Here is a 19,457-nt window from a genome sequence, read left to right as displayed (position 1 = left end):
TTCCATTATATTCTTCCAGAAACAGAAGAAGCAACCTGATCGGTTACTTCTTTCGGGGCACTCATTTGCAGAAAATATGTTTGCCGATCTGCTTCACCTGCGGACGGGTCCATATCCATTTGGAGGTCGCCGTCTCGGGATTGAAATAATAGAGGCATCCTCCGGAAGGATCATATCCGTTCAGTGCGTCCTGGACCGCCTTCTTGGCCACCTCGTTCGGCGTCAGCCATATTTGCCCGTCCGCGACAGCGGTAAAGGCTCCCGGCTGGAAGATGACTCCCGACACCGTGTTCGGAAAGCTCGCCGATTTGACCCGGTTAATGATAACGGCCGCTACGGCGATTTGACCGACGTAAGGCTCTCCCCGCGATTCGCCGTATACGGCGTTGGCCATCAGGTTCAAATCCTGGTTCGAAAGCCCCAAGTGATTCGAACCGGAGTACAGCTCGTTTTGCCCGGCGGTCGCAGGGGGAGTCGCTTGACCTTGGCCCGGAGCCGGTGTCGGGGCCGGGGCCGGCGCAGCGGCTCCTTTGCGGGGAGTCCGATCCGGCGACCATTCCTTCGTCGCCTCCCACAGCTTCACCTTCGTTTTGCCTCCCGCGATCCCGTCGACCTTCATGCCGAACTTATATTGAAAGTTTTTCAAAGACTGCAGCGTACTGTAGCCGAAATCGCCATCCACATCGCCATGATAAAATCCGAGCATCTTCAGCCTGCCCTGCAGCTCGTATACGTCTCCGCCCTTTGCTCCGTATCTCAATTCCACATTTCCGAACGTTTGTTCGGAGTAAAACTTATGCTTGACCTGCATCGCAGCCAGCAAAAAAAGTACGGTACATATCGTAATGACAACAAGTCGTTTGTTCATCTCGCTATTCCCTTCCTCCGCTCATGATATGGGCCCTATTCACGCCTTATTATGACAAAGGGATAGCCGTATTATTCAAAAAGAGGGACGCACGCGCGGCAATGAAATTATGCATGGGAAACGCCGGAAGGGCGGCGAAGCATGAAAAAAGAAAAGCATTCCGCCGGATGACGGAATGCTGCAACGCTCAAGACGGTATTCGGCTGTGTTGATATTGCTCCATCGTGAGCAGCACCTCGCGCGGCTTGCTGCCCTCGTACGGGCCGACGACGCCTTTCGCTTCGAGCGCGTCGATGAGACGGGCCGCTCTGGCGTAGCCGACCCGCATCCGGCGCTGCAGCAGCGATACGGAAGCCTGCTTCGCCTCGATGACGACCTGCACCGCCTGATCGTAAAGCTCGTCCTCGTATTCGTCCTCGGCTTCGGACTGCTCCTCCACCTCCGGTACCATCTCCTCCTGATAGTTGGCCTCTTCCTGGTTTTTGCAGAAGCTGACGACCGCCTCGACTTCCTGATCGGACAGAAACGCTCCTTGCACCCGGATCGGCTTCGACGCCCCTACCGGCAAGAACAGCATATCGCCACGGCCGAGCAGCTTCTCCGCTCCCACCATATCGAGAATGGTACGGGAGTCCACCTGGGACGATACACCGAAGGCGATTCTCGAAGGGATGTTCGCTTTGATCAGACCGGTGATGACGTCCACTGACGGTCTTTGCGTCGCTATGATCAGATGGATGCCGGCAGCGCGGGCTTTCTGGGCGAGCCGGCATATCGAATCTTCCACATCGCTTGCGGCTACCATCATCAAGTCGGCGAGCTCGTCCAAGATGACGACGATGTACGGCATCGACTCGCCTTCCTGCTTCTCGGCAATCATGTTGTTGTAGCCTTCGATATTGCGTGTGCCGAATTTGGAAAACAGCTCGTACCGCTTCTCCATCTCGCCGACAATCTTTTTGAGCGCCAGCGACGCTCTTCGCGGGTCGGTGACGACCGGCGCGAGCAAGTGCGGAATGCCGTTGTACATATTGAGCTCGACCATCTTCGGGTCGATCATCAGAAACTTCACTTCATCCGGCTTCGCCTTGAACAAAATGCTCGTAATAATCCCGTTCACGCAGACCGATTTCCCGGAACCGGTCGCACCGGCGACCAGAAGATGGGGCATCTTCGCCAAATTGCCCACGATCGCCTGACCGGAGATGTCCCGGCCGAACGCGATCGACAGCTTGGAGTTCGATTCCTGAAATACCGAGCTTTCCATCACCTCGCGCATTGTCACGACGGCAACCTCGGAATTCGGTACTTCGATGCCGATCGCCGATTTGCCCGGAATCGGCGCTTCCATCCGTATATCTTTGGCGGCGAGCGCCAGCGCGATGTCGTCGGTCAAGCTGACGACCCGGCTTACTTTGACGCCGACATCCGGCTGTATCTCGTAACGGGTGACGGCCGGGCCGCGTACGACGTCCAACACTTTCGTGCGGACCCCGAAGCTTTCGAGCGTCGTTTCCAGCTTGCGGGCGATCGTCTTGTAATCTACCGCGTCTCCGCCTTTGCCCGAATTGCCGGGTTTCGCCAACAGCGAGAACGCGGGAAGCAGATACGGCTTTGCCGGAGGACGCTCCGGCTGCTGCGCGAAGGTAACGTCGAGTTCCCCCTCGCCTTCTACCGGAAGCTTGATCTTCATCTGGTTGGAAGGCGGCTGATAGCCTTGCGGCGCCGGAAGCGCGTTCGCTGGTACGGGCGCAGTCGGCTGCGGCTCTTCGTAACCGTCGTCATCCGGCTGATCCTGGGTATGCTCCTGAAAATCGCGGATGCGCGGAAATTCCGAGTCCGCTTGCTCTTCTTCATCGTCCTCGTAACGGTCCTGGTTGCGCGCAGCGCTTTTCTCTGCATCCGCCGAGTAGACGACTTGTTCGATCGCGGTGTCGTCGGATTGTTCGATATCCGGCGCCTGTTTTTGCTTTTTTTGCAGCAGCTGGAAAAAGACCGGCTTTTTCTTTTCCTTCATGATAACGGGACCCGTCAGCTCGTCTTCGAATTCATCGTCGTCCAGCGGAATTTGCGGCTGCACCGATTTGCGCGTTCGAACCGGCTTCGGCTTGTCCGGACTTTTCATCAGCTGGAACATTTGCGAGAATGTATCCCGCATCCGAAGCCCGCTTCCGCGAAACAAACGCTTCAGTTTGCTCGCCATATCGACATAGGACATGCCGGTAATGAGCAGGAAGCCGATCGCGAACGAGGAATATTCGATCAGCCGAGCGCCCAAGTTATCGAACAGGAAGAAGAGACAGGCGTATAAAACTGCACCGATCATTCCTCCCCCCACTTGATTCGACAGCACCTGCTCGTTCTGCGGGCTGAGCCCGTCCAGCAAGCTGGACCACGTCTGGCCGACGATCCAGGAGGCCGACGTAAACTCCCCGTTCGGATCGAGCAGCTGGAACATCGTAATATGATTCATGATCAGAAATCCGAGAACGATCAGCAGGAAACCCGATTTGCGCGCGGTCCAGCCGTGCGGCCAAGCTCTCCGGATCATGACGTGCAGTCCTATGTATATGAAGAAAACGGGAATGACCCAGTCCAACACACCGAGAAAAAACCGGAACAAGTACATAATCGAGCGTCCGACGCGCCCTTCGTGAGACAACGCGATGACAGAGAAAATGAGGATAAGGACGCCATAGAGTTCATATTTTAGTTGAGTTGAGACCGAGCCGTTTTTTTTCCGTCTTTTGGCCATCATCCGCACCTCCCGTTTAGATTAATTCGACCGAAGCGGTTTTTATTATATCATACTTTCCAAAAAACGGCTCGAATAAAAACGTTTGTTCGGTTTTGCGCAAAAAAAAGAGGAAGCCGTCCCGTTACCGAGACAACGGCTTCCCGAATCGCCGACTTTCTCTCTTATGGTATCAGCGCAATGCCGTGCGCTGAAAACTACGCGAGATACGTAAACGTCCCCCGCGTACGCTAACCGTCGTGCTAATTGCCTCCGCGCCGCAGTTTCGACGCATCATGAGCCAACGAGTCGTGCTGCACATCGCCGCCGGCCCTCAGCTTGTGCTTCAAGAATAAGCACATCCACCGAATGTTAAGCCTCAACGGAGCTGGAATTCGTTACCGGCGGCTAAACAAGCTCGCTATCCATACATCGGAACCCTACGCCGATATTTCGCTATACCATAAGCCAGCCCGGGATGCTCACGGCTGCTCCTGTACTCAAACCGGTTTGAATTCGATCAATTGCCCGGGCGCGTAAGCCGGATTCAAATAGTGCATCGGATCGGGACTTAATAAACGAACGATTTTGCCCCGATATGGCGATGTCGACTCTACCTGCATTAGCACGCCGTTAACTGTTATTTCCGTAGTTTCCGGTGGCGGGTTGTCCATACCTTCCAGCACCGTTTCAAGCGGAACTTCCGTATACAGGATCATTGGACGATCGCCCCCTTCATGCTGCGGTGTTGCTCGATCCGCGCATTCAGCTGCTTCAATGCTTCTCCCACGCCTCCTACGGCGTCGATAAGCCCGTATTTCACGGCGTCCGCTCCGATTACGGTCGTGCCTATATCCCTCGTCAGCTCGCCGGTTTTGAACATCAGCTCTTTCAGCTTCTGCTCGGAAATGCCGGAGTGGCTCGTAACAAAGCGGATCACGCGCTCCTGCATTTTCTCCAAATATTCGAACGTTTGCGGCACGCCGATGACCATTCCGTTCAACCGGATCGGGTGGATCGTCATCGTGGCCGTTTCCGCGATAAGCGAATAGTCGGACGATACGGCAATCGGCACTCCGATACTGTGTCCTCCCCCGAGAACGAGCGTCACTTTCGGCTTGGACAAGGACGAGATCATCTCCGCGATCGCGAGACCCGCTTCGACGTCCCCCCCTACCGTGTTCAAGATAACCAGGATACCTTCGATTTTCGAATTTTGTTCGGCCGCCACGAGCTGCGGAATCAAGTGCTCGTATTTGGTCGTTTTGTTTTGCGGAGGAAGCACGATATGGCCTTCCACTTGGCCAATAATCGTCATGCAGTATATGTTCGATTCTGTGGCGGGCGTCGTCGTTTGCCCCAGCTGCTGGATCGTGTCGACTACGACTGCTTTTTTCTTCTCCTCGGTAACGTCAGGCTGTTCGGTTTCGTTGTTCGGCGTTATCGGCATAACAAACCCTCCTCATGTTGTCTTGCTTAGTATGAATTGGGCGAGGATTTTTATCCGATGGTAATCGCTGGGGTTGCTCAAACTTTGCTTGACAAGCGAAGCGAGGGTTGCTTGCAAATGTTTAAAGCAGAATTACCCGGAAGATCAGCTTCTTAGGTTCAGCCAAAACCACGCTCGAACAAAAGCTTCATGACGAAGTCATGACAGCGAGGGTCTCCACGCATGAAATCCAATCCCGCAAAAACAGCACCCTCCACCCCAGGGCAAAACGTACCGTAAGAACACAAACGTAAAGCGTGTCCGGTGCAAATCTCACCCTGACCAACATCTCCCGGACGATAGCGCTCATACGCTATAGCCCCATCAACGACGGCCCAAGCAACTCGTTCGCAACCTTTTGGGGTCATGGGGCAAAGCCCCGTGTCCTCCCCCTTGGTGAAGGGGGAAAGAGGGGGATCGAAGATGCTAAAGAGGGGGATCGAAGATGCTGCGAGGGGGATCGAAGTAAAAGAAAAAAGCTCTCCCGGCCAAGGCCGGAAAAGCTCTCCATAAACGTGTTCGGGTATCCATGGGTTCAGTGACTAGTGCTTTGCCTGTTTACACTTCCATAATGATCGGCAAAATCATTGGTCTTCTTCGGGTTTGTTCATATAAAAATCGTCCGAGTGCATCTTTTACTTGAGTTTTGAGCGAAGCCCATTCATTTACATTTTCCACCATCAGCCGGTTCAGCGTGCTGCTTACGATCCGGTTCGCTTCTTCCAGAAGCCCCTCGGATTCACGCACATAGACGAATCCTCTCGAGATGATGTCCGGTCCCGACATGATCGTGCCGTCCTGCTTGCTCAGCGTAACGACTACGACCAGAATACCGTCTTGCGACAAAAGCTTCCGGTCGCGGAGAACGATATTGCCTACGTCGCCGACGCCAAGTCCGTCGATCAGCACGTTGCCGCATGGGACTCGCGGTCCTCTGCGGGCAACGCCGCCTTGGATTTCCACCGTATCCCCAATGTCTACGATGAAAATATCTTCGCGATCGATACCGACCGACTCTGCAAGCAAAGCGTGCTGGCGAAGCATCCGGTACTCGCCGTGGATCGGAATGAAGTATTTCGGCTTCATCATATTCAGCATCAGCTTCAATTCTTCTTGGCTTCCGTGCCCGGATACGTGCACGCCCGAAACCGATCCCGGTCCGTAAATGACGTTCGCTCCGATCCGGAACAATTCGTCGACCGTACGTCCTACATACCGTTCGTTGCCCGGGATCGGCGTCGCCGCGATGACGACCGTATCTCCCGGTAAAATGTCCACCTTCCGGTGATTGGCGCGAGCCATCCGCGTCAAAGCGGACATAGGCTCTCCCTGGCTTCCGGTAGACAAGATGACAACCCGATCGGCTGCAAGCTTATTTACTTCTTCCGGTTCAATCAGCATGCCGTCCGGTATATGCAAATAGCCGAGTTCGCTTGCTATGTTTACGACATTGACCATGCTTCGTCCGATTACCGTCATCTTGCGGCGCGTCGCTTCAGCTGCGTTGATAACCTGCTGAATGCGGTGCACGTTCGAGGCGAACGTTGCGACGACGACACGCTGCTTGGCTTTGCGGAACACTTCCTCCAGCTCGACTCCGACCGTGCGTTCCGATCCGGTATATCCCGGGCGTTCGGCATTGGTACTGTCCGACATCAATGCGAGCACGCCGCGGCTACCGATGTTCGCCATTTTGTGCAAATCCGCATACTGATCGTTGACAGGCGTCTGATCGAATTTGAAGTCGCCGGTATGAACGACCAGCCCTTCCGGCGTATCGAGACAAACGCCGACCGAATCCGGAATGCTGTGATTCGTCTTGAAGAAGGTCGCTTTCATCGAGCCAAGCTGCACTTCCGAATCCGAGTTGATCAGAATCCGTTTCGTTTCGCCGAGCAAGTTCGCTTCCTTCAGCTTTCCTTCGATCAAGCCGAGCGTGAGCTTCGTTCCATAGACGGGAACGTTCAACGTTTTGAGGATGTAAGGCAGTCCGCCGATGTGATCCTCATGGCCGTGCGTAATCAAAATCCCTCGGACTTTATCGCGGTTCTCCGTTAAATAAGTGATATCGGGGATAACGATATCAATGCCGAGCATGTCCTCTTCCGGAAATTTCAAACCGGAATCGATAACGACAATGTCGTTAGCGTATTGCACGACATACATATTTTTACCAATTTCGCCCACGCCGCCCAGAGCGAAAATGGATACTTTTTCTATATTCTTTTTTGACAAGTCTAACCCTCCTAGGTTTTTTTGACGACGATCTTTATACTCCCAGACCAAAGATAACCCGAACCAGTCACTTGTGTTTTATTATACATAAGCGTAATGGTGAATACAAGTCGAGTAGTGTTAGCGTACCCCAAAACGAAAAACCGATGCTCCTAGAGCACCGGCTGACGATTTGCTTATTCAAAATTCAGGATTGGAACAAAGCTTGAATGAACCGGCCTTCTTCTTCCGTAGCCGGCACCAGCGGCAATCTGACACTGCCTACATGCATCCCGTGGAGACCCAGCGCATATTTGACCGGAACCGGATTAGGCACGCGATGCGGGCAATTGAACAAACCGTTAAACACCGGACGAAGCCGTGCATGCCATTCAACCGCTTTCTGCACGTCGCCGCCGACGAAAGATCGGACCATCTGCTGCATTTCTTTGCCGATTACGTGGCTCGCCACGCTCACGATGCCGTATGCCCCGACCGATAACATCGGAAGCGTCAAAATGTCGTCCCCGCTGTACACTTTAAAATGCTCCGGCGCCTTCGCCGTCAATTCGGAGATCAAATCGAAGTCCGAGTGAGCTTCCTTCGAAGCGAACACGTTCGGCAATTCGGCAAGCTTCAACGTAGTCGAGGCGGAAACGGTAATCCCGGTGCGGGAAGGAATATTGTACAGCATGACCGGGAGCTTCGTCGCTTGCGCGGCCGCTTTGAAATGCTCGTAGATTCCGTCTTGGGACGGCCTGTTGTAGTATGGCGCCACGAGCAGCACGCCGTCTACTCCGATTTTCTCCGCTTCCTTGGTCAAATGAATCGTATGAGCCGTATCGTAGCTGCCGGTGCCCGCGATAATTTTGCAGCGACCCCTAGCCTGCTCGACAGCCAGCTTGAATAGTCCGAGCTTCTCTTCCTCGGTCAGCGTCGGGGACTCCCCCGTCGTACCGCATATGACGAGACTGTCGGACTGCTGCTCTTCTATCAAATAGTCGATCAGCCGTCTTGCTTGGCTCCAATCGACTTGAAGCTCCGAATCGAACGGGGTGACCATGGCGGTAATGACTCTTCCGAAATCCACTACAATTTCCTCCTCAGAGCTTTGCGTAAGCAAAGCTTGCATCGTAAGCACTACAGAGCTTTACGTTTTATCCAACTGGAACGAATGATGCAGCGCTTGGATCGCATGGACCATATCCGATTCTTTGACGAGCACCCATATGGTGGCGTTGGAATCGGCCGATTGCAAAATCGGGATATCCCGCTCGGTCAAGGATTCGACAATGCGGGCCATGATTCCCGGCACGCCGTTCATGCCTCCCCCGATAACGGAAACTTTCGCGCAATCGGTAACGACCTCGGGGAAATAACCCATGCTTCGCAACACGGCGATCGCGCGATCCGATTCGTGCTGAAACACCGTATAGGTGACGCCGGAAATATTGACATTTATGAAGTCCACGCTGATTTGATGGATCGCCATCGTTTTGAAAACGTTCAACGACAAGTCGTACTGGCCTTCCTGCGCGGCTACCTTAATTTGCGTAACCGGGGAAACATGAGCGATTCCCGTAACGAAACGATCTTTCAGTCTCCGGCCGTCAGGCATGGACTCGTCGGCTTTCGTGACAAGCGTTCCCAAGCTGTCGGAAAATGTCGATCGCACCCGAATCGGAATATGGGCTTCCATCGCGATTTCGACCGCGCGCGGATGGATCACTTTGGCGCCTTGATACGCCATATTGCAAATTTCCGCATACGTAACTTTTTCAATCGGCTTGGCCTTGTTCACGATTCTCGGATCGGCCGTGAAGATGCCGTCTACATCCGTAAAAATGTCCACGCATTCCGCCCGAAGCGCCGATCCTAGCGCCGTAGCGGTCGTATCGCTTCCGCCCCGTCCGAGCGTCGTCACATCGCCTTGCGACGTTTCACCTTGAAAACCCGGAACGATGACAACTTTCCCTTCGGATAAAGCCTGCATGATACGGGAAGGTTGAATCGATTCGATCCTGGCATCGCCGAAGCGCTCGTTCGTCCGGATGCCCGCTTGTGCACCCGTTAGTACGACCGATGGCACGTTCTCGGCTTCGAGCAAGCTGCACATCACCGCTGCGGATATAAGCTCCCCGCAGTGAAGCAGCAAATCTTTTTCCCTCGCGGGAAGACAGTTTCCGTTTTGGCGAATAAGCTCCAACAATGAATCGGTGGCGTATGGCTCCCCTTTTCTGCCCATTGCGGAAACGACTACGACAAGATTGTACGAATCGGCCAAAGCCTTCTTCATATGGCCGATAGCATGAGATCTGGCTTGAGCATCGGAGAGGGAAGTTCCGCCGAACTTTTGCACCAAAGTGCGCATGGCTTCCCTCCAAGCCGGAAAAATCGATCCGCTGGAAGCGAACCGATATTCCTAAGGATACAGCATTATTTTTGTTCGATCGCGATATATTCCGCTATTTGAACGGCGTTCCACGCAGCGCCCTTCAGCAGGTTGTCGGAAACGATCCACATATTGAGCGCGCGCGGATTCGAAAGGTCGCGGCGGACGCGGCCAACGAACGTTTCCAGCTTGCCGGCCGAATCCGTAGCAAGCGGATACCGCTGTTCGTCCGGATTGTCGACCAGCTCGATACCCGGCGCGTCCGCGAGCAGAGCCTTCGCCTCTTCCAAGTCGAAATCCTTCTTCAGCTCCACGTACACGGATTCGGAATGGCCGTATACGACCGGGATACGCACGCAAGTCGCCGTTACTTCGAGCGTCTCGTCTCCCATTATTTTCTTCGTTTCGTTGATCATTTTCATCTCTTCGTAAGTAAAGCCGTTTTCCGTAAACTTGTCGATTTGCGGAATCGCGTTAAAAGCGATCTGGTGCTTCACCGGAAGCGATGAAACCGGCAATAAGTCCGGATTCGCCTCGCGCCCATCCAATACTTCCTTCGACTGGCGCAGCATTTCTTGAATCGCCTTGGCACCGGCTCCCGATACCGCCTGATAAGTCGATACGATGATCCGGGAAATGCCGTAACGGTCATAAAGCGGCTTAAGGGCTGCAACCATTTGGATCGTCGAGCAGTTCGGGTTGGCGATGACCCCTTTATGATCGCTGATTTTATCGATATTCACTTCCGGTACGACAAGAGGCGTTTCCGGATCCATCCGGAATGCGCTCGTGTTATCGATGCATACCGCTCCATGCTCTATCGCGTAGGGTACGAGCTTGCGACTGACGTCTCCGCCCGCGCTGAACAAGGCTATATCGATCCCTTTAAAACTTTCAGGAGTCGCTTCCTCGATCGTGATTTCGCGGTCCTTGAACTTTATTTTCGTACCGGCGGAACGCGCGGACGAAAGCAGCTTCAGCTCGTTAACCGGAAATTCCCGTTCAGCCAGCAGCCGGATGATTTGCTCGCCTACGGCGCCGGTTGCACCGACTACGGCGACATTGAATCGTTTTTGGCTCGACATAAACTAGGCTCTCCCCTTCTGAGAAATAAAATGAAGCTACGAGATGATGTCCTGGAACCTTTCGATCAGCAGCGGTTGAAGCTGCTTGCCAGAGAGTGCCGCCGCACACGTGTCCATAATCAATTCCATTCGCGCCACGAGCGAATTCGGCTTTTGCACCGGATTGTCCTGACCGAACGGTACGAAATAAATGTTTTTGGCTACGAGAAGCTTGGCGATATTCGCCGCGTTCAGACCGAGGCCGTCATTCGTGGAGATGGCCAGTACGAGCGGACGCTGATTTCTCATTTGCGCTTTGGCCGCCATCAGCACGGCGCTGTCGGTCAAGGCGTTCGCCAGCCGGCTCGTCGTGTTGCCTGTACAAGGCGCAATGAGCATGACGTCGAGCAATTTGGAAGGACCTAGCGGCTCGGCATCGACAATCGAAGAAATGATATCATTCCCGGTTATATCTTTCAACTGTTTTTGCCAATTTTCCGACGTTCCGAATCGGGTATCCGTCGTCATAAGCGTATTCGAAGCGATCGGGATCACCCGCGCGCCCGCGTCTACGAAGCTCTGTATATGAGGCATTGTCTCGGCAAATGTACAGTGAGACCCGGTCAAGGCGAACCCGACCGTTTTCCCTGTCCAATTCATTGCGCATTCCTCCCGGTTGTTACGTCTTCCAAGATCAGCTGACTTACGGTGTTCGCAATAATGCGACCAGCTGTTTTCGGTGCGACGATTCCGGGTAGTCCGGGTGCAAGCATTGCTTTGACGCCCCGCTTTTCCGCATAGCGGAAATCGGTTCCGCCGGGTCTCGACGCGAGGTCGATAATGACGGCTCTGTGCGGCATGTTGGCAATAATTTGCGCTGTGACTATCATAGTCGGAATCGTATTAAAAAGCAAGTCGATATCGGTCACCTCATGGGGCAAATCGCCTAGATAGAACGGCGAGAAACCCATCTCCCAGGCTCTCGCGAAATGCTCCGGTCTGCGGATGCCCACCTTCACTTTTGCGCCTAATCCTTGAAGCGTACGCGCCATGGTCAGTCCCGTCCGTCCGAGTCCCAGCACCATGCAGGTGGAGCCGTGGATCGTAATGTCCGTGTTCTGGATCGCCATCATCAGCGCGCCTTCGGCCGTCGGGATCGAGTTATAGATAGCCACGTCATCCCGGTCCAGCAGCTCGACCAATTGGATGTTGTGCTCGGAGCATAGCTTCTTCAAATACGTTTTGGCCATTCCGGTGTACACTTTCGCATGTTGCGGCAAAGCGGCCAAATGCTCGCCCTTGATGACCATATCCGAGGTGGAAAAAATGGATTCGACAACACCGTTGTCATCGGTCCCGACAACGGGCAAAATAACCGCGTCCGACTTTTCCAGCGCTTCCGGGGAGAACGCCACTTTCGTGACTCCGCTGTACAAATTTTGCAAATTGTCGAACCCGATCAGGGTGACGGCCGCGTCCAGCTCGGAAAACTTCTGGATCACTTCCAATTGACGGGCGTCTCCTCCGATCAATGTAACTTGTATGCCGGTCAGCATAATTACACCCCTTTCTTGCGCCAAGTATACGACATCTTATGCTCAGATACGGGAATGGGTTACTGCCTACGCCATGAGCCGCGTCCGGCAAACAAAAAATCGCCGTTCCTTATAATAGGAACGGCGATTCAGCACTTGTCCGTATGGATCACAAAACTTATTGCGTACCGGTATGACCGAAGCCGCCCGCACCCCGCACCGTCTCGTCCAGATCGGCCACTTCCTCGAGAGTGACGGCAGGTACGACTTGGAATACCATCTGAGCGATCCGTTCGTTCCGCTCGATCGTGAAGGCGGACTGTCCGAGGTTAATGAGCAGTACTTTAATTTCTCCGCGGTAATCGGCATCGATCGTACCAGGCGTGTTCAGGCAGGTGATGCCGTGCTTCAAAGCTAGCCCGCTGCGCGGACGGATTTGCGCCTCCAGCTCGTTCGGCATCGCAATCGCTACCCCGGTGGGAATCAGCGCGCGTTCACCGGGCTGCAGTGTTACGGGCTCCGAAACGGCGGCATATAGGTCGAAGCCGCTCGCGAGAGCGGACATCTTTTGCGGAATATTTACGTCTTCACAGCCTGGCAGCCGTTTCAGCTTAACTTGGAATGACAAGGGAATCCCTCCTGAACGACTGGATCGCTTTATCCGATTTGCCTACCATGGCCAATGCAAACGGCTGGGCGAACAATTTATGAACCAACGCCTTGATATCTTCCTGGGATACCGCATCGATCATCGTCAATATTTCATCGAGCGTATGATGCTTGCCGAGCATCAGCTCGTTTTTGCCTAACCGGTTCATCCGGCTGCTCGTGCTCTCGAGGCTAAGTATGAAGCTGCCTTTCAGCTGCTCCTTGCCCTTGCGCAATTCTTCTTCCGATAACCCGTTCTGGGCGGCGCCTTGCAGCACTTCCATCGTCACCTTCAGCACTTCGTCCGTCTGCTTCGGCGCGGTTCCCATATAAATCGTAAACAGCCCGCTGTCGATATGCGCGGTATGATACGAATAAACGGAGTAAGCGAGTCCCCGTTTCTCGCGAATTTCCTGGAACAAATACGAGCTCATGCCGCCGCCGATCAGGTTGTTGAGCAGAATCATCGGATACAACATCGGATCATGCAGCGAGCATCCTGGAAGCGCAAGGCATATATGGTTTTGCTCTGTTTTTTTGGAATGGAATAGCGTCTGTCCGGAGTATTGCGGCGCGATCAGGGTGGACTCGGTGCCGGCATTCCGGTACGATCCGAAATGGCGCTCCAGCAAGTCGATAACGCTCTCGTCGATATTCCCGGCCATGCCGATTACGATATTCGGAATCGAATAATGTTCCTTCATATATTGCCGTAGCGTATCCGGCTGCATCTCGCGCAAATTCGGCTCGGTGCCGAGAATCGAATAAGCAAGCGCATGATCGTCGTAAGCCGCTTTGGATATCAGATCGTGAACCAGATCGTCGGGCGTATCGTCATACATCGAGATTTCTTCGAGGATGACGTTGCGCTCCTTATCTAATTCCGCTTGATCAAACTTGGAGTTGAAGAACATGTCGGCCAGCACGTCCACGGCGATCGGCAGATGCGTATCGAGCACTTTGGCGTAATAGCACGTATATTCCTTGGCCGTAAAAGCGTTCACGTTCCCGCCGATACCGTCGAAAATTTCCGCGATATCTTTAGCCGTGTAACGATCCGTACCTTTGAAAAGCATATGCTCGATAAAATGCGAAATCCCGTTGTTCGCTGCGCCTTCATTTCGCGAACCGGTCTTGATCCATATTCCGAATGAAACGGAACGATAGGTCGGAATTTGTTCCGCGACGATTCGCAATCCGTTGCTCAACGTCTTTTTGATCAAAATGGGGCTCCCCCTTATAGTAGAAACGTAGTATGCGAGCTTCCTGCATCTTATGATGAATGCATTGCCGTGTAACACAACAATGCCCTCTAAGGTCGGACCCTGCAATCACAATTGCAATACCAGTAAGTTTATCAAAAATATCACTCGGGCTCAACCTTTGGGATGCGGTCGGAAGAGATTAATTCCGAAACGGTGCCGAGCACGAGATTTTTCCGTTTGATCTCCGCGATCATGCCTGCAAGAGCTCCGGACGAAGAAGCGGTAGGATGCATCAAGATCATCGAGCCGGGTTCAACCCGAGCGGCAACTTTCCGGACGATCGAATCCGACGTGGGCTTCATCCAATCGACCGTATCCAGCGTCCAAAGAATCGTCTTCAAGTTCATTTCATGCGCCACCTTGACGGTCGAATCGTTGAAATCGCCGGATGGCGGGGCGAACAACGTATTATCGACGCCCAGCTTTTCCTTCAACAGCTTCTGGGTACGATCGATTTCCTTTATCGCTTCTTCGCGTCCGAGCGTGCTCATGTTTTTGTGCGAATACGCGTGATTGGACAGCTCGTGTCCTTTTTGCTGAATGAGCTGGGCCGTTTCGACGTTTTTGCTCAGCCAGGAGCCGTCGAAGAAAAAGGTGGCGCGCACTTGCTCGTGCTCCAGCACTTCCAGCATCGGTCCGATAAATTCGTTGCCCCAAGCGACATTGATCATCAGAGCCGCCATCGGCTTCTTCGGGTTGCCTTTATAGATCGGCTGCGCCCCGAGCTGTTCCAAACCGACGGCCGGGGCAACCTCCCTGTATACGAACGGGATTCCGTTCCCCACCCCTTGCCGTTTCGCCAAGTCCAACGTTTTCTCTACGTCCACTTCGATCCCGTTGTAGCCCGGTATCGCTTTCCATACACGGTCCACCCGGGCATCGATCGGAGCTTCCTTCCGTTTATCCGCCTCTTCCATAATGGCTGCGAGCAGCTGTTCGTCCTTGGGCGTTGTCGATGTCGTCTGAGAGGTGTCGTACAACGCTTCCCATGGCTGCACATACTCGTATGCCGTTCCCGAGCGGTGGTCAAGCGATTTGACGAAGGCATCGAGACTGCTCGATTGGAACAACCCCCAAGTAACGAGGGTCAGCGCTCCTCCTGTAAATATCCATTTAGTCCAAGACATATTCATTCCCCGATCCGTAGGTTTGTACCATATTATGACGGACAGACCCTATATATGTCCACAAAAAAAGCTTCTGTTCGAAGCTGCAAGATTGTTGAGAAAGTGTACAAAAAGATGTGGCGATGAAGGCAAGAGGTTGGGGAATGCGCTCCACTTCCGTTAAAATCGAGTTGCTTGAATCTATTTTTAGCGGTTACAACACGATTTTAAAGTCAGACGCTTCGCTTTACGCACATCTCCCCAACCTCTTTTGGACGTTCATCTCTTTTTGACTTTCTCAAAAGCCTTAAAATCCTTTTCGAAGCTTTCTCGATTGATACCTGTTATTGAGCAATAAAAAAAGAGACAGACTGCTCTGGCTCTTTGTATGAAGCGATTGTATTCGGTTGTACGCCTTAGGAACTATCACGTAATACACGGTAGGCAATTACGTGAAAGTTCCTTCTTAGTTTTGTGCAGGTACTTGAGGCGGGGCAAGCGTAGCTTTGCGCGACAAATTGACGCGGCCTTGATTGTCGATCTCGGTTACTTTAACGGTAATTTGATCGCCGATCTTCACGACGTCTTCCACTTTCGCCACCCGTTCGGTGGACAATTGGGAAATGTGGACGAGACCGTCTTTGCCCGGCAAAATTTCCACGAACGCGCCGAACTTCTCGATCCGTCTGACCGTTCCGAGGTAAGTCTCGCCAACGACGACTTCGCGAACGATTCCTTCGATGATCGACTTCGCTTTCTCGTTCATCTCCGCATTGGAGGATGCGATGAACACGGTTCCGTCCTGCTCGATATCGATCTTGACGCCCGTTTCCTCGATGATCTTGTTGATGATTTTGCCGCCAGCTCCGATAACTTCGCGGATTTTGTCCGGGTTGATGTGCATGATGATGATTTTCGGCGCATATTGGGACAAAGCTTTGCGCGGCTCGCTGATCGATTCCATCATTTTGCCGAGAATGAACATCCGGCCTTCCTTCGCTTGTCCGAGCGCTTCGTCCAAAATCGCGCGGTCGATCCCGTCGATCTTGATATCCATCTGAATGGCCGTAACACCCGCGGACGTTCCCGCTACTTTAAAGTCCATATCGCCGAGATGATCTTCCATCCCTTGGATGTCGGTCAAGACCGAGAAATGGCTTCCGTCCTTGATGAGTCCCATGGCTACGCCGGCAACAGGCGCTTTGATCGGTACTCCGGCATCCATCATCGCCAAAGTGCTGGCGCAAATGCTCGCCTGCGATGTCGAACCGTTCGATTCCAACACTTCGGATACGAGACGGATCGTGTACGGGAATTCGGATTCCGGCGGAAGCACCTTCGAGAGCGCGCGTTCGCCCAATGCGCCGTGTCCGATCTCGCGCCGTCCCGGTGCGCGCAGCGGTCTGGCTTCCCCTACGCTGAACGGCGGGAAGTTGTAATGGTGCATGAACCGTTTCGTTTCTTCCAAATCCAACCCGTCCAAAATTTGCACGTCGCCGAGAGCGCCCAGCGTACAAATGCTCAACGCTTGGGTTTGTCCGCGGGTGAACAATCCGGACCCGTGCGTGCGCGGCAAAATCGCGGTGTCGCACTCGATCGGACGAATTTCGGCCAATCCGCGGCCATCCGGGCGTACTTTATCGTGCGTGATGAGACGGCGAACTTCTTCCTTGACGATATCGTAAAGCACTTCCTTGACGTCCTTCAGCTTCTCGGGAGCTTCCGCATATGCTTGTGCAAAATGCTCCACCGCTTCGGCGTTAATGGCGTCAATCGCTTCCTGACGCGCATGCTTCTCCGGAATGCGGATCGCCTCGACAAGTCTGGCGCTGGCAAAAGCGCGTACTTCGGCGTTAACCTGCTCGTCGACGGCATGCAGCTTCACTTCCATCTTCGGTTTGCCCGCCTCGGCCGCGAACTGTTCTTGAAGAGCCACGATCTTCTTGATTTCCTCGTGTCCGAACATGATCGCTTCGAGCATATCTTCTTCCGAAACTTCGTTCGCTTCGGCTTCCACCATCATGATGGCGTCCTTCGTTCCCCCGACGACAACGTACATGTCGCTCTTTTGCTCCTGCTCGTGATTCGGGTTAATGATGAACTGTCCGTCGATCCGACCGACGATGACGCCTCCGATCGGCCCGTTGAACGGAACGTCGGAAACGGTAAGCGCAGCCGATGTCCCCACCATGGCGGCAATTTCCGGGGAGCAGTTTTGATCGACGCTCATGACCATCGCCACGATCTGCACGTCGTTGCGGAATCCTTCCGCAAAGAGCGGACGAATCGTCCGGTCCGTCAGACGGCCTGCCAAAATCGCTTTCTCGCTCGGACGGCCTTCCCGCTTAATGAAGCCTCCGGGAATTTTCCCTACCGCATACAGTCTTTCCTCGTAGTTGACCGTCAGCGGAAAAAAGTCCAAATCCTTCGGCTCGCTGGAAGCGGTCACCGTACAGAGAACTACGGTTTCGCCGTAGCGTACCAGCACGGCGCCGTTGGCCTGCTTGGCCAGACGTCCGGTTTCAAACGTAAGCGGGCGTCCTCCAAAATCCATGCGCACCTTCTTCTCCATATAATCCCTCCTGCTCGTTATGTAAGTTTGGTCGCGACTCTCCCTTATTCTGCATACCAACCAGTATTTCCTTCTTGCACAAGAAAAAAACAACCGTTCGGCAATGGCCGACAAGGTTGTTTTTGTCCTTAACACATTATCTGCGAAGTCCGAGACGTTCGATCAATGCGCTGTAGCGGCTAACATCTTTGTTTTTCAGGTATGCCAGCAGCTTACGGCGTTGACCGACCATTTTCAACAATCCGCGGCGAGAATGATGATCCTTCTTGTGCGCGCGCAGATGGTTGGTCAAGTTCACGATGTTTTCCGTAAGGATAGCGATTTGCACTTCCGGAGATCCCGTATCGGATTCATGGTTTTTGTAATCCTGGATCAATTGTGTCTTGCGTTCTTGAGTCAAAGCCATCCTGTTCACCTCCCTATTCGTCAAATAATCGCCGTTAGCCCAGAAGCCGTCGGTGAGATCGAGCGACCGAGCCAAGGTTCGCATTTCATTGCCGGGTGAGAACCCAAGCAACGAAAATTAGTATAGCATACTTGCAGAGTCAAAGTAAATGCCGGAAAACAAACGGTTTATTCGGACACGGTCACGACATCCCGTTCAAAAGAGGGTTGGCCGCTTTGTCCGGTACGTAGCCGATCCGCTCCTTTGCGGTCAACACGTCTTTGCCGATCTGCGCGATCAGCTCATCTATAGAAGCGAACTTTTGCTCGGGCCGAATATAAGAAATCAGCTCCAGCTTGACGGATTCGCCATAGATCGTATGTCCGAAATCGAACAGATGGGCTTCCAGCGTCCGGTGCGAGGAGTCTTCAAACGTCGGCTTAGTCCCGATATTCATGACTCCGTAGTAATGTTGTCCGGCCCAATCCAGACGAACCGCATAGACGCCGTTCATCGGAATGACGTAAGCCCCGTCCAGCTCGATGTTCGCGGTCGGAAAGCCGATTTGCCTGCCTCTGGCTGCGCCGTGCACGACTTTGCCGGTCAACGAGTAACGGCGTCCGAGAAGATGCTCGACTCTCGCTACGTCCCCCCGCTCCAAGTGATCGCGGATAAGCGTGCTGCTTACTTTAACGCCGTCCATATGGTAAGGCCGGACTACCTCCACGGCAAACCTGCCCGCAGCAAGCTCGCACAACATGTCGGGATCGCCGCTGCCTTTATGGCCGAACCGGAAATCGAACCCGACAACGACGGTGCCGACCCGAAGCGGCACAAGCACCTCTTCGACGAATTGCGCAGGGCTTATTTGCGAGAAGGCCGGATCGAAGTTCATCATGTATGCAACGTCGACTCCCGCTTCCGCAAACAAGGCCAGCTTCTCCGGCAGCGGGGTAATGTGCCGAACGTATTTGCTCTGCCCCAGCACCTCGCGCGGATGCGGATGAAACGTCATGATGGCGGCCGGCAGCCGCAGCTTCCCGGCCGTTTCCACCGCTCGGCGAATCACTTCGCGGTGACCGAGATGCAGCCCGTCGAAATCCCCGATCGCGAGTACTTGCCCGCCCTCGGGCATGCCCGGAAGCGGGAACGATACCGGATATTGCATAGTTATAGTTTGCATGT

At 53.7% G+C, this 19,457-nt stretch carries 16 protein-coding genes; all 16 read right to left on the bottom strand.

Annotated features, from left to right (window positions below; all coding sequences use genetic code 11):
• Nucleotides 1–61: 61 nt before the first annotated feature.
• The 16 genes from sleB to FE783_RS03815 all read right to left on the bottom strand — a co-directional run bounded on the left by sleB (nt 62) and on the right by FE783_RS03815 (nt 19,455).
• Nucleotides 62–868, bottom strand: a complete 807-nt coding sequence (gene sleB / locus FE783_RS03890; RefSeq protein WP_138878017.1) for a spore cortex-lytic enzyme — start codon at nt 866–868, stop codon at nt 62–64.
• Between the two features lie 187 nt (nt 869–1,055).
• Nucleotides 1,056–3,623, bottom strand: a complete 2,568-nt coding sequence (locus FE783_RS03885; protein WP_138878279.1) for an FtsK/SpoIIIE family DNA translocase — start codon at nt 3,621–3,623, stop codon at nt 1,056–1,058.
• A 479-nt stretch (nt 3,624–4,102) separates the two neighbouring features.
• Nucleotides 4,103–4,321: a YlzJ-like family protein gene (locus FE783_RS03880; RefSeq protein ID WP_138878016.1), complete on the bottom strand. Its 219-nt coding sequence runs from the start codon at nt 4,319–4,321 to the stop codon at nt 4,103–4,105.
• Complete coding sequence (locus tag FE783_RS03875) at nt 4,318–5,052, bottom strand: ClpP family protease (RefSeq protein ID WP_138878015.1); 735 nt, start codon at nt 5,050–5,052, stop codon at nt 4,318–4,320. The genes FE783_RS03880 and FE783_RS03875 overlap by 4 nt, the downstream gene beginning before the upstream one ends.
• A gap of 597 nt (nt 5,053–5,649) precedes the next feature.
• The gene (locus tag FE783_RS03870; protein ID WP_138878014.1) at nt 5,650–7,326 is read right to left on the bottom strand and encodes a ribonuclease J; all 1,677 of its coding nucleotides are present in this window, start codon (nt 7,324–7,326) and stop codon (nt 5,650–5,652) included.
• Between the two features lie 187 nt (nt 7,327–7,513).
• On the bottom strand, nt 7,514–8,395 hold the full coding sequence (dapA, locus tag FE783_RS03865) for a 4-hydroxy-tetrahydrodipicolinate synthase (RefSeq protein WP_238402842.1): 882 nt from the start codon (nt 8,393–8,395) through the stop codon (nt 7,514–7,516).
• Nucleotides 8,396–8,455: 60 nt separating this feature from the next.
• Nucleotides 8,456–9,676 carry an aspartate kinase gene (dapG, locus tag FE783_RS03860; RefSeq protein ID WP_138878013.1) on the bottom strand — a complete coding sequence of 407 codons (1,221 nt, stop codon included), beginning with the start codon at nt 9,674–9,676 and terminating at the stop codon, nt 8,456–8,458.
• Nucleotides 9,677–9,741: 65 nt separating this feature from the next.
• Nucleotides 9,742–10,782, bottom strand: coding sequence for an aspartate-semialdehyde dehydrogenase (locus FE783_RS03855; protein WP_138878012.1), 1,041 nt, complete (start codon nt 10,780–10,782; stop codon nt 9,742–9,744).
• Nucleotides 10,783–10,818: 36 nt separating this feature from the next.
• Nucleotides 10,819–11,421, bottom strand: coding sequence for a dipicolinate synthase subunit B (locus FE783_RS03850; protein ID WP_138878011.1), 603 nt, complete (start codon nt 11,419–11,421; stop codon nt 10,819–10,821).
• A complete protein-coding gene (gene dpsA / locus FE783_RS03845) occupies nt 11,418–12,317 on the bottom strand; it encodes a dipicolinate synthase subunit DpsA (RefSeq protein ID WP_138878010.1) in 900 nt (299 codons plus the stop codon). The genes FE783_RS03850 and dpsA overlap by 4 nt, the downstream gene beginning before the upstream one ends.
• Nucleotides 12,318–12,474: 157 nt before the next feature.
• A complete protein-coding gene (gene dut, locus FE783_RS03840; protein WP_202916121.1) occupies nt 12,475–12,924 on the bottom strand; it encodes a dUTP diphosphatase in 450 nt (149 codons plus the stop codon).
• A complete protein-coding gene (locus FE783_RS03835) occupies nt 12,908–14,167 on the bottom strand; it encodes a M16 family metallopeptidase (RefSeq protein WP_138878008.1) in 1,260 nt (419 codons plus the stop codon). Before FE783_RS03835 ends, dut begins: the two co-directional genes overlap by 17 nt.
• A gap of 143 nt (nt 14,168–14,310) precedes the next feature.
• Nucleotides 14,311–15,336 (bottom strand): polysaccharide deacetylase family protein, encoded by a 1,026-nt coding sequence (locus FE783_RS03830; protein WP_138878007.1) that lies wholly within the window; start codon nt 15,334–15,336, stop codon nt 14,311–14,313.
• 445 nt (nt 15,337–15,781) lie between these two features.
• Nucleotides 15,782–17,887: a polyribonucleotide nucleotidyltransferase gene (gene pnp, locus FE783_RS03825; RefSeq protein ID WP_138878006.1), complete on the bottom strand. Its 2,106-nt coding sequence runs from the start codon at nt 17,885–17,887 to the stop codon at nt 15,782–15,784.
• Nucleotides 17,888–18,023: 136 nt separating this feature from the next.
• Entirely contained in the window at nt 18,024–18,293 is a 270-nt protein-coding gene (rpsO, locus tag FE783_RS03820) for a 30S ribosomal protein S15 (RefSeq protein WP_138878005.1), read from the bottom strand.
• Nucleotides 18,294–18,474: 181 nt separating this feature from the next.
• Nucleotides 18,475–19,455 carry a bifunctional riboflavin kinase/FAD synthetase gene (locus tag FE783_RS03815; RefSeq protein ID WP_138878004.1) on the bottom strand — a complete coding sequence of 327 codons (981 nt, stop codon included), beginning with the start codon at nt 19,453–19,455 and terminating at the stop codon, nt 18,475–18,477.
• Between the last annotated feature and the right edge of the window lie 2 nt (nt 19,456–19,457).

Origin of the sequence: Paenibacillus mesophilus, assembly GCF_005938385.1 — a bacterium.
In the GTDB taxonomy this organism is placed as follows: Bacteria; Bacillota; Bacilli; order Paenibacillales; family NBRC-103111; genus Paenibacillus_AB; species Paenibacillus_AB mesophilus.
The sequence above is the reverse complement of the archived record's forward strand: the minus strand, read 5'-3'. Positions and strand labels throughout refer to the sequence as shown.